The sequence below is a fragment of the Stenotrophomonas sp. Ste96 genome, from assembly GCF_024519495.1.
Taxonomy (GTDB): Bacteria; Pseudomonadota; Gammaproteobacteria; order Xanthomonadales; family Xanthomonadaceae; genus Stenotrophomonas; species Stenotrophomonas bentonitica_A.
On the sequence record NZ_JALJRX010000005.1, the window covers coordinates 33,380 to 47,182 of the forward strand.

Genomic DNA, 13,803 nt, shown 5'->3' on the forward strand with positions numbered 1-13,803 from the left:
GCACCTAAAGTGGTATGCGATTGTGGTTGACGCTCGCGCCCGGCAACCTGTTAGGATCGTGGTTCGCGTCAGTCGCCACGGTTCATCTGGGAGGGTAACCCCGTGACTTTGCAACACTCGCATGCACCGATGGTGCTGCGTCCCATGGCCAACGCCTTGCTGTTGAGCCTGTCGTTGGCCGTATTCCCGGCCACGGCCGCCGATTACCTGGTGCGCGACGCCGCTGCCTATGCCAACGCCACCCGCGCGCTTGCCCCCGGCGATACGGTGATCCTGGCCGACGGCGTCTGGCGTGACATGGACCTGCTTTTCCGGGGAACCGGGAAAATTGGTCAACCAATTAGATTGACGGCCCAGACCCCCGGCAAGGTGATTCTCAGCGGCCAATCCCAGTTGCGTCTGGCCGGGGAGCATCTGGAGGTGTCCAACCTGGTCTTCCGCGATGGCTGGGCGCCCGGTGGCGAAGTGGTCTCGTTCCGGCGGTCGGCCAATGAGTGGGCCAACCGCAGCCGGGTGACCGGGATCGTGATCGACCGCTACAACAAACCGGACCGCCAGCAGTCCGATCACTGGGTGGCGCTGTATGGCCAGCACAACCGCTTCGACCACAACCAGCTGGTCGGCAAGACCAATGCAGGGACCACCCTGGTGGTGGTGCGCAACGCCACCAGCGGCCTGGACAACCAGCACCGCATCGACCACAACTGGTTCGGCCCGCGCCCCAACCTCGGTTCCAACGGCGGCGAGACGATGCGCATCGGCACCAGCCATGATTCGCAGTCGGACTCGCGCACCGTGGTGGAGAACAACTGGTTCGAGCAGTGCGATGGCGAGGTGGAGATCGTCTCCAACAAGTCCGGCGGCAACATCTACCGGGGCAACGTCTTCCAGGACTCGCGCGGCTCGCTGGTGCTGCGTCACGGCCACGGCAATCGGGTCGAACGCAATGTGTTCCTCGGCCATGGCAAGGCGCATACCGGCGGGGTGCGCGTGATCAACCGCCACCAGACCGTGCGCGACAATTACTTTGAAGGCATTGCCGGCGACAACTTCGCCGCGGCCTTGAGCGTGATGGCCGGTACCCACGACGCGCCGTTGAACCGCTACGAGCAGATCGATCACGCGGTGATCGAACGCAACAGCTTCATCCAGGTCGGCACCGTGCTGCTGGGCGCGGGGCTGGATGAGGAGCGCAACGCGATGCCGGTGAACAGCCGCATCGCCGGCAACCTCTTCATCGGCGATGGCAAACGCGAGCTGCTGCGCACGCAGGGCGATCTGTCCGGCATCACGTTCGCCGGCAACGTGCAGAGCCCGGCCGTATCGCCCGGCTTCCCCGGCGGTGTCAGCGGCCAGTCCCTGACCCTGCAGCGCGCGCCCAACGGCCTGCTTTATCCCACTACGGCGCTCGATGCCGGCGCCCCGCGCGATCTTGCCCCGATCGCCCGCGACCAGGTCGGCGTGGACTGGTACCCCAAGACCCTGACCACCACCGCCCTGGACAGCGGCGCGGTACGCACGGTCGCACCGGGCGAGGACACCCTCACCGCCGCCGTGGCTGCCAGCGCCCCGGGCGACCGGCTGCAGTTGCAGCGTGGCCGCTACACCGTGAGCCAGGTGCTCGCGGTGGACCATCCCTTGAGCGTGGCAGGTCCCGCGCGTGGCCAGGCCAGCGTGCAGTTCTCGCGGCCCAGCCTGTTCGAGATCAGTGCGGGCGGTTCGCTGCGACTGGCGCGACTGGACATCGACGGTGCGCTCGCACCGGATGCGGCCGGCAATGCGGTGATCCGCGTGCCGCCGGGCAGCCAGGCGTTCAACTACACGCTCCTGCTGGAAGACAGCCACGTGCACGGGCTGACCGCCAACAAGGCCTTCGATGTGATCGCCACCGGCAAGGGCAGCCTGGCCGCGCGGATCGCGCTCTCGAACGTCACGGTAGAGGACATCACCGGCAGCGTGATCGCCGCGGCCGCCGAGACCGATGATCTGGGCACTTACAACGCCGAGCAGGTGGATCTGCTGAACTCCCGCTTCCGCCGCATCGGTGGGCCGGTCCTGAACCTGTATCGCGGTGGCACCGACGAGAGCACCTTCGGCCCGGCCCTGCAGGTGCACGGCAACCAGTTCGAGCAGGTGGGCGTCGCCGATGACACCAGCCTGCGCCTGCATGGCGTGCAGTTCGCCAGCATCCGCGACAACCGCTTCGACCGCAGCGGCCGCGTCCGTTTCAGCCATCGCGTCGGGGAACCGACCCTGCGCATGGGCGACAACCCGCTGACGGCCACCGCGCCGTTGCTGTCCGATACCCCTGTTGAGGCCCTGCCATGAATCACGCCCCGCCCCTGATGCTGCTGCTTGCCGCCACGCTTGGCGGGGCTGCGTTGCCCGCCGCACAGGCCGCACCCGCCGCCCGGCAGGCGCCCGCGGCGTCCGCCACCGCACCGGTGCTGGTCACCGCTGCGCAGTGGACGCAGATGCGTGCCGAGGGTGCGCGCTCGCCACTGTTCGCCAAGGAACAGCAGCGCGCCGAACAGCGCGTGCGCGCGATGATGAAGGCCGGCATCGACGTGCCGGTGCCCAAGGACAAGGGCGGCGGTTACACGCACGAACAGCACAAGCGCAATTACCAGGCCATCCAGGCCGCCGGCGCGCTGTACCGCCTGACCGGCGACAAGGCCTACGCCACCTTCGCCCGCGACCTGCTGCTGGGCTACGCCAAGCTCTATCCGGGGCTGGGCGCGCACCCGCAGGGCCGCGGCCAGATTCCCGGCCGGCTGTTCTGGCAGACCCTCAACGATTCGGTGTGGCTGGTCAGCGCGGCGCAGGGCTACGACGCGATCCGCGACACGCTCAGTGACGCGGATCGCACGACCATCGACGACAACGTATTCCGCGCGATGGCCGATTTCCTCTCCGGCACGCCGGAGAACTTCGACAAGATCCACAACCACGCCACCTGGGCCGTGGCGGCCGTGGGCATGACCGGCTACGTGCTGCGTGATGCCAGCTACGTCGACAAGGCGTTGCAGGGCAGCAAACGCGATGGCAGCGCCGGCTTCCTCAAGCAGGTCGACCAGTTGTTCTCGCCGGACGGCTATTACGAAGAAGGCCCGTACTACCAGCGCTATGCGCTGGCCCCGTTCATCCTGTTCGCCAATGCCATCGAGCGCAACGAACCGCAACGCGGCATCTTCAAGCGCCGCGACGGCGTGCTGCTCAAGGCGGTCGATGCGCTGGTGCAGAGCAGCTACGGCGGCTACTTCATCCCGATCAACGACGCCATCCTCGACAAAGGCCTGGACACCGAGGAACTGGTGGCCGGCATCGACATCGCCTACGCGCAGACCGGCGATGCCCGCCTGCTGTCGGTGGCCAGGATGCAGAAGCGCGTGCTGCTCTCGCCGGAAGGCCTGCAGGTGGCCCAGGCGCTGGCGGAGAACAAGGCCAAGCCGTTTGCGTTCGTGCCCACCCTGCTGCGCGATGGCCCGGATGGCACCGAGGGCGGCCTGGCGATCCTGCGCATGGGCGGCGAGAACGGCCAGGCGCTGGTGATGAAGAACACCAAGCAGGGCATGGGCCACGGCCACTTCGACAAGCTCAACTGGTTGTTCTACGACAACGGCCAGCGCGTGGTCACCGATTACGGTGCCGCGCGTTTCCTCAACATCGAGGCCAAGGCCGGTGGCATCTACCTGCCGGAAAACAACAGCTGGGCCCGCCAGACCATCGCGCACAACACGCTGGTGGTGAACGAGCAGAGCCACTTCGGTGGCGACTGGAAGAAGGGCCAGCCGCTGGCGCCGACGCCGCTGCTGTTCGCGGTCAGCGACGATACCCAGATCGCCTCCGCGCGGATGGAAGGCGCCTACGACGGGGTCAGCTTCACCCGCACCCAGGCGCTGCTCTCGCACCCATCGCTGGGCGAGCCGGTGGTGCTGGACCTGCTGCGCGTCACCGGCAGCAAGGCCGCGCGCTATGACCTGCCGCTGCATTTCAATGGCCACATCATGGACGTCGGCTTCAAGACCCAGTCCGCCGTCGCCGCGCGTCCCGTACTGGGCAAGGCCAACGGCTACCAGCATGTGTGGGTCGATGCGGCCAGCGAGCCGACCCGCGATGCGCGCAGCCTGACCTGGCTGCTGGACGGTCGCTTCTACACCTACCGGTTCGCCAGCACCGCACCCTCGCGCGCCCTGATCGGCGAGAGCGGCGCGAATGATCCATCGTTCAACCTGCGCCGCGAGCCGATGCTGCTGCAGCGCGTGGATGGCCAGGCCGCCACCACGTTCTACGGTGTGCTCGAACCGCACGGCCAGTACGACGGCACCGCCGAGACCGTGCGCGGCGCCAACAGCCGCATCGATCGCCTCACCCACTACCGCGGCAAGGATGCGGATGTGCTGGTGCTCGACCTGGCCGGCGGCAAGCGGCTGGCGCTGGGCATCGCCGACGACCCCACCCAGGGCGGATCGCATGAAGTGAGTGGCGATGGGCACAGCTGGCGCTGGGACGGCGGCTGGAAGCGCTTCGATACCGGCACCGGCGCCGGCAAGGACAGCAAATGAAGGTCACCACGCAGGCCCGCACCTATGTCCGTTGGCTGATCGTGGCGCTGATCGCCGTCGCCACGGTGATCAACTACATCGACCGCAACGCGCTGGCGGTGATGTGGCCGCAGATTTCGCAGGATGTCGGCGCGACCAAGGAAGACTACGCGCTGCTGGTCACGGTGTTCATGCTGTTCTACGCCGCCGGCCAGTTCGTGTTCGGGCGCCTGTTCGACATCATCGGTACGCGCCTGGGCTTTGCGCTCTCGATCGCGGTGTGGTCGATTTCGATCGCGCTGCACTCGGTCACCCACTCCATCCTGTCCTTCAGCATCGTGCGCGCCATGCTCGGCATCAGCGAAGCTGGTGCATGGCCGGGCGCGGTGAAGGCCAATGCCGAGTGGTTCCCGGCGCGGGAACGCGCACTGGCGCAGGGCGTGTTCAACGCCGGCGCCTCGATCGGCGCGATCATCTCCGCGCCGCTGATCGCCATGCTGTTCCTGTGGCTGGGCTGGCGCGGGACCTTCACCCTGATCGGTGCGATCGGTTTCATCTGGCTGCTGCCGTGGCTGATCATCTACCGCGCCGGCCCGGACAAGCACCCGTGGGTAAGCGCGGCCGAGCGTGCACTGATCCTGGATGCGCCAACCGAGCAGCCGGCCGTGCCGGTGGCCGAGTACGTACCGAACGTGCGCCAGCTGCTGGGCCACCGCCAGACCTGGGGCATCCTGATCTCGCGGTTCTTCCTGGACCCGATCTGGTGGCTGTTCGTGTCGTGGCTGCCGATCTACCTCGCCGATACCTTCGGTTTCGACATCAAGCAGATCGGCATCTTCGCCTGGGTGCCCTACGTGGGCGCGATGATCGGCAGCCTCGGCGGCGGCTGGTTGTCCGGCCGTCTGATCGGTGCCGGCTGGAGCGTGGATAAAGCCCGCAAGGTGGTGATCACCCTGGGCGGCGCGATCATGGCCCCGGCGCTGATCGGTGCGGTGCTGGCCACCGATCCGGTCTGGGCGGTGATCACCATCGCTTTCGTGCTGCTCGGCTTCCAGATCGCGATCGGCAACATCCAGACCCTGCCGGGCGACATCTTCAGCGGCAAATCGGTCGGCTCGGTGGCTGGCCTGGGCGGCATGGCCGCGGTGGCCGGCACGCTGATCACCACCTGGCTGGTGCCGGCGATGACCCACGACTCCTACGCACCGATCTTCATCCTGGTGGCGGCCCTGGTGCCGGCCTCCCTGCTGGCGCTGTGGCTGGTCACCGGTCGCGTGGAAAAAATCCACGGCCCGGTCGAGCGCCGCTGAGTTCCCTTCTTCCCTTTCCCCCAACGCATCACAGGAGTGTTTCATGACCCAATTCAAGGACAAGGTGGCGATCGTCACCGGTGGCGGCCGTGACATCGGCCGCGAGATCTCGCTCAAGCTGGCTGCGGCCGGTGCCAAGGTGTGCATCAACTACGCCAACGACGACGCCAGCGCGCAGGAGACCCTCAAGCAGGTCGAAGCCGCCGGCGGCACCGCGATCGTGCATCGCGCCGATGTCACCGATGCCAAGGCGGTGGCGGCGATGGTCGCCGCGACCCAGGCCGCGTTCGGCCCGCAGATCGACGTGCTGGTGAACGTCGCCGGTGGCATGGTCCAGCGCCGTCCGCTGGCCGAGATCGACGAGGCCTTCTTCCACAAGGTGATGGACCTCAACATGAGCTCGGTCTACCTGACCACGCATGCGGTGGTGCCGCACATGCCCGAAGGCGGCGCGATCGTGAACTTCGCCTCGCAGGCCGGCCGCGATGGCGGTGGCCCGGGCGCGGCGATCTACGCCACCGCCAAGGCCGCGGTGATGACCTTCACCCGCGCCATGGCCAAGGAACTGGGCCCGCGCGGCATCCGCGTCAACGCGCTGTGCTGCGGCATGATCGCCACCCGCTTCCATGATGAATTCACCAAGCCGGAAGTACGCACTGCCGTGGCCGGCAATACGCCGCTGCGCCGCCAGGGCCGTCCGCAGGAAGCCGCCGATACCGCGGTGTACCTGGCCTCCGACGCCGCCGGTTTCATCACCGGTGCCAACGTCGACGTCAACGGCGGCACCTACTTCTCCTGATTGACCCGCTGACCGCCTGGGAGGGCCGCCATGCTGCGCTGGATCACTGCATTCTCTCTTGCACTCGCTACCAGCGCTGCGGCGCTGCCCGCCCAGGCCCAGGTCTGGGTGCCGGCCTGGACCGCCTCGCCGGCCCCGGACCGTCTTGATGGCACCCCCGAGGCCCCGGTGCAGTTCGCGAGCCAGACCGTGCGCCAGGACATGCGCCTGGCCAGTTCGGCCAGGGCGCTGCGCTTCCGCATCAGCAATGAACTCGGCCAGGCGCCGCTGCATATCGGCAGTGCCTCGGCCCATCTCACCGGCACCGCCACCGCGGCCAGGCCGGTCACGTTCAATGGACGTGGCGAGGTGGTGGTGCCGGTCGGCGCCGCCCTGCTCAGCGACCCGGTCGCGATCACCGCACCGGCGCTGGCCGACGTCTCGCTCACCGTGTACTTCCCGGATGCCACCCGCCCGGCCGTCCGGCGTACCGCGCTGCGCATTGCCGAGGGCCGCGCGGCCACGGTCGGCGATGCGGTCAAACTCGCCTACCGGCAGAACGTGGTCTCGGCCGTGCTGGCCGAACGCACCCGCAAGCCGATCGTCGTGGTGGCCCTGGGCGACTCCATCACCGAAGGGGCCACCGCCACCCGCGGCAGCAACGGCGACTGGCCCGCACTGCTGTCCGCCCGCCTGCAGCAGGCCTGCCCGGACCAGGTGGTGGTGGTCAACGCCGGCATCAGCGGCAACAAGGTGATGGACCATGGCCGCAGCCACAGCGCGCTGGCGCGGCTGGACCGCGACGTGATCGCGCTGCCGAACGTGGACCGCGTGATCCTGTTCGAAGGCATCAACGACATCCGCCATGATGGCGGCACCCCACCCGTGCCCGGCCGCAACGCCGAGGACATGGTGCTGGGCTACCGGCAGATCGCCGAACGCCTGCACAGCAACGGCATCCGCCCGATCGCCGCCACGATCACGCCGTTCGGTGGTTCGGACCGCTACGAGCCGATCGCGGCCGCCACCCGCACCACCCTCAACGCCTGGATGCGCGGTGGCCGCAGCGGCTTCGATGGCCTGATCGACTTCGACCGGATCCTGCGCGATCCGGCCAACCCGGAGAACCTGCCCGAGGACATCACCCGCGATCACCTGCATCCCAACGATGAAGGCTACCGGCGCATGGCCGACGGCATCGATCTGGCCCTGCTCGGGTGCCCGGTGCGATGACGGCCCAGAGCTTCGTCGTTGCGCCTGACAACGGCCAGCGCTGGGACGCACTGGCGCTGGGCGAGGTGATGCTGCGCTTCGATCCCGGCGAGGGAAGGATCCGCAGCGCGCGCCAGTTCACCGTGTGGGAAGGCGGCGGCGAATACAACGTCGCACGCGGCCTGTGCAGCACGTTCGAACACCGCACCGGGGTGCTCACCGCCCTGCCGCGCAACGAGCTCGGCCTGCTCGCCCAGCAGCTGATCCAGGCCGGTGGCGTGGATGCCAGCCAGATCCTCTGGCGCGACTACGATGGCATCGGCCGCAACACCCGCATGGGCCTGAACTTCACCGAGCGTGGTTTCGGGGCGCGTGCGCCGCTGGGCATTTCCGACCGCGCGTACTCGGCGGCCTCGCAACTGCAGCCGGAGGCCTTCGACTGGGACGCGCTGTTCGGCCAGCACGGCGTGCGCTGGCTGCATACCGGTGGGATCTTCGCCGCCCTGTCCGAGCACAGCGCGGCGACGGCGATTGCGGCGGTGCGTGCTGCGCGCCGGCACGGCGTGGCGGTGTCCTACGATCTCAACTACCGCGCCAGCCTCTGGAACAGCCATCCGGACCCGGAGGCCGCGCGGCACACCAACTGCGCCATCGCCGCCGAATGCGATCTGCTGATCGGCGATGAGTATTCGTTCGCCGCATGCCTGGGCATGGACCTGAGCGATCTCGGTCGCCGCCACACGCCGATGGATGTCGGTCCGGCCGAGGCAGCCGCCGAGCGCGCGATGACGCAGTTCCCGGCGCTGCAGGCGGTGGCGTTCACGCTGCGCGACGCCGCCAACGCCGCCCGCCACGGCTGGGCCGGCGCGCTGCGCACCCGGTCGCAACTGTATGTCTCCGCCGCACGCGAAGTAGACCTGCTCGACCGTGTCGGCGGTGGCGACGCCTTCGTGGCCGGCGTGGTGCATGCCCTGCTCGGCGGCAAGGGCGAGCAGGCAGCGGTGGACCTGGGCGCCGCGCATGGCGCGCTGGCGATGTCCACGCCGGGCGATTGCGCTGTCACCAGCCTGGCTGAAGTGGAGGCCGTGGCGCGCGGCGATGGGGCGGCGGCGCGGCGCTGAGCGCCGCCACGGTGCAGCTCAAGTCGCGATCGAGAGGTGTTCCAGGGCCTTCCGCGCAGAAAGCGTGAGCGGCGCCGGCAGCGCATCCGTCATGAACCAGCCCAGCCCGAGCAACGCCTCGGGCTCTTTCACCGATGCGATGGTGGCGTCGAGCGCACGCACCAGATACACCGGGGCGACCCAATGCTGCCCCAGTGCCGGCTCGAAGTGGTCGACCACGCACAGCAAACGCGTCACTGCGACACGCAGCCCGGTTTCCTCCTGCACCTCGCGCACCACGGCATCTTCGACCTTCTCCATCCAGTCCACCTTGCCGCCCGGCAGGCCCCAATGCCCCTGCTCAGGCTGACGCCCGCGCTGGACCAGCAGGATCGCGCCATCGGCGCGCTGGATGACGGCACCGCAGCCGAGGCGGGGGTGCTGCAGATCAGAGGACGGGGGCATCGGGCATCTCCATGGCGGTGCTTCATTATCCCTCGGGGCCCGTGCCTGGATCGCGCCCACGAAAAAGGCCCGGCAATGCCGGGCCTTTCCTGCCACGCCGGTCAGGCGCGTGGCGATGCGGTCACGCTGGGATTACCAGCTGAAGCGCGGGCCGACCGACCATTCCTTGTCGCCATGGCGATCCATCTTGATGTCGCCGTTGATGCCCCAGTTCTGGTTCAACTTCACCTGGCCACCCAGGCGGCCGTAGAACTGGCCATCCGGATTGACGCCGTGCTTCTTGCTGTAATCCTCGTAGCCGGCCATGGCATAGACTTCGGCATGCTGGCCAAAGGCGGTACGGATACCGGCTTCAGCGCTGTAGCCGTTGAAGTCCTGGCCTTCCTTCGGGTCGAACTTGTTGTAGGCGACGCGGCCCACGAAGTCGGTGCTGTTACCGATTTCCTGGTTGTAGCCAACGCCCACGCGCCACTGGTCGATCTTGAAGTCGCCGATGTCGGTCTTCTGCTGGTTGTACTCACCGAAGGCGTGGAAGTTCGGGTGGAAGGCGTAGGAACCCTTCACGCCCCAACCATCGGCCTTGCCGCCATCTGCGTCGGTCTTGACGTAGTCGGCTTCAGCGTAGTTGTAGGACAGGCCTTCAGCCGCCGAAGCGGTGAACGGGAGGGCGGCGGCCAGGGCCAGAGCAATCAACGAAGTCTTCATGGGGGTACACCTTTATGTCTTGGACTACTTGCACCCGGCATGGAGGCCGGACTGCATCGGGAATGTAAATTCTCCGTTATTCGACACAACCCGCCCTGAAGTTGACCGCGTCCACAAAAGTGAATTTTGGGGCGGCGTTCAGACGCGCTCTGGCATACGCGCGTGACTTTTTCCAGGCGAGGACGGCGTGAGCGCCCGTTGCCGCGGGGATCACGCGGGGGCGTCATGCAAAGGGGAAGGCGCGGCGCGCAGGTGGACGGGGCGGGAAAGGATTCTGGTCACGACGGTGCCCTTTCGGGGCGTCACGCGCTGGGGAAGCCGCTCTTGGGGAGTTATCGGCTAACGCGTCCATCCTCCTGGATGCACCGAGGTCCGTGCCGTGGGGCGTTGGACCGCAGGGCGCCGTGGGGCGTCCTGCCCGGCAAGGCCATCATGAGCTGAATGCGTCAGCTGGACTATCAGGATGTTCCCCTCAATGACTCAGACTTTTCTGACATTTGTCCCAAAGGCAGCCCTAAAGGACGTATCGGATGCTGAATTTGTTCACTCCATGACCCGTCTGGACAACTTCACTGGCCGCAAAGGCCACCGGGCGCAGTGTCGAGATTCCGTCCCCCGGTTCGTCGTATGTCTTGAAGACGCCCATCCCGGCGCGTCATCTGGAGCTCTGCCATGGCCTACATCGATGGTTTTGTACTTGCCGTGCCGACCGCGAACAAAGCGAAATTCCTGGAACACGCGCACATGGGCGATGCGATCTGCATCGAGCATGGCGCGCTGCGCGTGGTGGAGTGCTGGGGCGACGATGTCCCGCATGGCAAGCAGACCGACTTCCATCGCGCGGTGGCGGCCAAGGACGATGAAACCGTGCTGTTCTCGTGGATCGAATGGCCGGACAAAGCCACCCGCGATGCCGGCATGCAGAAGATGATGGAGGACCCGCGGATGAACCCGGAGAACAATCCGATGCCGTTCGACGGCAAGCGGATGATCTACGGTGGCTTCGTGCCGGTGGTGGAACTGACACAGTAAGCGGGGGGCCCCGAGGGGCGCACACGCTGCCGCAGCGCCGCTTGAGTGCGCGCTGGAGCACCGGCATGCTCGGTGCTCCAGGCTGGCAGGAGCGCGCGCCATGATGACGATGCCGCCTGCCGGGCGACCGTCATCAGGGAGCGATACGCATGGCCGCACCACGTTCGGGGATGTTTCACTGTCTGCTCTTTCTCGGCGTGGCGGTCACCGCGATCACCAGCCCACCGGCCGGGGCCGAGGCGCCGGGCCTGGTGCAGTACCAGCGCGCCGAGCGCGTGCTCGACCAGCAGCTGCGCGGCAAGGTCCGCAATGCCAGCGTCGCGCCGCGCTGGCTGCAGGACGGCCGCTTCTGGTATGCCCGCCAGGAGGACGATGGCCGCACCGGCTACGTGTTGGTCGATCCGGTGGGCTCCACGCGCGCGGCGCTGTTTGACGACGACGTGATGCGTACGGCGCTGCAGGCTGCCGGGGTCGCTGATCCGGGCAACGTCATGCAGCAGGTGGACCGCGTCGCCAGCGGCGACGATGGACTACGGATTACCTTGCGCGTGGACGCACAGCGGGTGGCGGCATGCACGCTGCCGATGCCGTGCAAGGTGCAGTCATCGCCTGCCGCCGATCCGCGCGACCTGCCTGCGCCTGACGGTCGGCACAGCGTGCGGGTCGAGCAGGACAATCTGTGGCTGCGGCGCGGCGCCGACGGCGAACGACGGGCGCTCACTCTTGATGGTGAGCCTTCGTACGGTTATGGGGTACTGCCCGATTTTGCATTGCGCGGCATTCCGCGCCGGGAAGGCCGGATGCAGATACCACCGTTCGCGGTGACCTGGTCTCCGGACAGCCAGCGCCTGTTCGGCGTGCGCTACGACGAACGCCGCGTCCTGCCCTATCCCTACCTGGCCACCGCGCCGGCCACCGGCTTCCGCCCGGTCGTGCACGAAGTACGGCTGGGCCTGCTGGGCGACGTCGAGCAGGTCCGCGATGCGTGGTTCGTCAGCGAGGTGGATGGCGCCACACGCAGCATCCCCGTTCCCGAGGGCTGGCATGCATTGACCGAAGCCGGCGTGCTGGGCTGGTCGGCCGATGCCGGCAAGGTCTATACGGCGATCGCGCGCTATGACCACCCAGCACGGCTGCGTCTGGTCGAGGTGGATGTCAGTACCGGCAGCGTGCGTACCGTGCAGGAGGAGCGCAGCGATACCCGCGTGCAGCTCAACAGCTATCCCTACAACCGGCCGGCGGTGCACGTCCTGCAGCACGACGACGGCATCGTCTGGTTCTCGCAGCGCGATGGGTGGGGCCATCTGTACCTGGTCGATCGACGCGATGGACGTGTGGTCCGCCAGCTCACCAAGGGCGCATGGCTGGTGCGCGATGTGGTCGGCGTCGATGAGGTGCGTCGCCAGGTGCTGTTCACTGCGGGCGGGCGCGAGCCGGGTGATCCGTATCAACGACGCCTGTACCGCGTGTCGCTGGATGGTGGCGCGCCGGTCCTCCTCACACCTGAAGCGGCCGATCATGCGATCGAAGGCGGAACCGGTGTGCTCATGGGCGGGCGTCCCTCCCACCTGTTGTCGCCCTCGGCGGCGTACGTTGTCGATGGCTACTCGCGGGTGGACCAGCCGCCAGTCAGCGTGCTGCGCTCAACGGCCGATGGCCGGGTCGTGCTGGAACTGGAGCGCGGCGACGACCGCGCCGTGCGCGCCGCCGGCTGGACGCCACCACAGCGGGTGAGTGTCCTGGCCGCCGATGGACGCACCGAACTGCAGGCCACGGTCTATCTGCCGCCTGGCTACCGCGAGGATGGACGGCATCCGGTCATCGATGCCATGTACGGCGGACCGCACATCACCAATACCCCGGTGGGCTTCGTCGACGCCACCGCGACGATGAACCCCGTCGCGCGCTCCAGCCTGGCCCAGCTCGGCTTCGTGGTGGTGAGCATCGATGCGCGCGGCACACCCGGACGTTCAAAGGCTTTCCACGATGCCAGCTTCCTGAGCGCGGCCGATCTGCAGCTGGACGATCACGTCGCGGCGATCGGCGCGCTTGCCGTACGTTATCCGGGCATGGACCTGACGCGGGTCGGCATCTATGGGCATTCCTTCGGCGGCTACAGTGCGGCGCGTGCGCTGCTGCGTCATCCGACCTTCTACAAAGTCGGCGTGGCTTCGGCCGGCAGCCACAGCTTCCAGGGCATGTACGGCGGCGCGATCCACGGCATGGACCGCCTGGTCGGCGGCCAGCCGGTCTATGCAGACGGCACCGCCGTGCGCCCAGCAGCGGATGCAGTGCCAGCGCTGTTCCAGCCGCTGGCCAACGATGCACTGGCCGATCGCCTGCAGGGTCGGCTGATGCTGGTCTACGGCGACCTGGATGAGAACGCGATGCCGGCGTTGACCCTGCAGTTGGCGCGCGCCCTCACGCTGGCCAACAAGGACTACGACCTGCTCTACCTGCCCAACCAGGACCACGAACTGTTCCGCAACGACGATTACTACATGCGCCGGATGTGGGATTACTTCGTCACGCATCTGATGGGCGCGACGCCGCCGCCCTACCGGATCGGGGCGGCCACCTCGCCGTGAGGTGACGCGCCTCGCTCAGCGATGGGTATCGGCGGCATCCTCCGTTCCGCCCCCCATGCCAAAAAAACA

At 67.6% G+C, this 13,803-nt stretch carries 11 protein-coding genes (1 of these 11 running past the window's edge); 8 read left to right on the forward strand and 3 right to left on the reverse strand.

Going from position 1 to position 13,803, the window contains the following annotated elements:
* The first annotated feature begins 102 nt into the window (after positions 1-102).
* From OC373_RS13325 to OC373_RS13350, 6 genes are read left to right on the forward strand one after another with little or no spacing between them, the layout of a single operon-like run.
* Positions 103-2,328 carry a polysaccharide lyase 6 family protein gene (locus tag OC373_RS13325; protein ID WP_261997840.1) on the forward strand — a complete coding sequence of 742 codons (2,226 nt, stop codon included), beginning with the start codon at positions 103-105 and terminating at the stop codon, positions 2,326-2,328.
* Positions 2,325-4,565 (forward strand): oligoalginate lyase, encoded by a 2,241-nt coding sequence (locus OC373_RS13330; protein ID WP_261997841.1) that lies wholly within the window; start codon positions 2,325-2,327, stop codon positions 4,563-4,565. The genes OC373_RS13325 and OC373_RS13330 overlap by 4 nt, the downstream gene beginning before the upstream one ends.
* A complete protein-coding gene (locus OC373_RS13335) occupies positions 4,562-5,854 on the forward strand; it encodes an MFS transporter (protein ID WP_261997842.1) in 1,293 nt (430 codons plus the stop codon). The genes OC373_RS13330 and OC373_RS13335 overlap by 4 nt, the downstream gene beginning before the upstream one ends.
* A 43-nt stretch (positions 5,855-5,897) precedes the next feature.
* Positions 5,898-6,653, forward strand: a complete 756-nt coding sequence (locus OC373_RS13340; RefSeq protein ID WP_261997843.1) for a glucose 1-dehydrogenase — start codon at positions 5,898-5,900, stop codon at positions 6,651-6,653.
* Between the two features lie 30 nt (positions 6,654-6,683).
* The gene (locus tag OC373_RS13345; protein WP_261997844.1) at positions 6,684-7,865 is read left to right on the forward strand and encodes a GDSL-type esterase/lipase family protein; all 1,182 of its coding nucleotides are present in this window, start codon (positions 6,684-6,686) and stop codon (positions 7,863-7,865) included.
* Positions 7,862-8,965, forward strand: a complete 1,104-nt coding sequence (locus OC373_RS13350) for a sugar kinase (protein ID WP_261997845.1) — start codon at positions 7,862-7,864, stop codon at positions 8,963-8,965. Before OC373_RS13345 ends, OC373_RS13350 begins: the two co-directional genes overlap by 4 nt.
* Before the next feature lie 18 nt (positions 8,966-8,983).
* On the opposite strand, the gene OC373_RS13355 is transcribed toward OC373_RS13350, so the two are convergent.
* Positions 8,984-9,409, reverse strand: coding sequence for an NUDIX domain-containing protein (locus tag OC373_RS13355; protein WP_070426445.1), 426 nt, complete (start codon positions 9,407-9,409; stop codon positions 8,984-8,986).
* Positions 9,410-9,541: 132 nt separating this feature from the next.
* A complete protein-coding gene (locus tag OC373_RS13360) occupies positions 9,542-10,114 on the reverse strand; it encodes an Ax21 family protein (RefSeq protein ID WP_019185563.1) in 573 nt (190 codons plus the stop codon).
* A 672-nt stretch (positions 10,115-10,786) separates the two neighbouring features.
* On the opposite strand from OC373_RS13360, the gene OC373_RS13365 reads away from it, so the two are divergent.
* Complete coding sequence (locus tag OC373_RS13365) at positions 10,787-11,146, forward strand: DUF1428 domain-containing protein (RefSeq protein ID WP_070426444.1); 360 nt, start codon at positions 10,787-10,789, stop codon at positions 11,144-11,146.
* Positions 11,147-11,316: 170 nt separating this feature from the next.
* Positions 11,317-13,734: a DPP IV N-terminal domain-containing protein gene (locus tag OC373_RS13370; protein WP_070426443.1), complete on the forward strand. Its 2,418-nt coding sequence runs from the start codon at positions 11,317-11,319 to the stop codon at positions 13,732-13,734.
* 15 nt (positions 13,735-13,749) lie between these two features.
* Here the strand turns inward: OC373_RS13370 and OC373_RS13375 are convergent, their stop codons facing one another.
* Positions 13,750-13,803, reverse strand: the final stretch of a protein-coding gene (locus OC373_RS13375; protein WP_261997846.1) for a hypothetical protein. The gene runs 651 nt beyond the window's last position; only the last 54 of its 705 coding nucleotides appear in the window; its start codon lies beyond the right edge, outside the window — the gene reads right to left on this strand; the stop codon is at positions 13,750-13,752.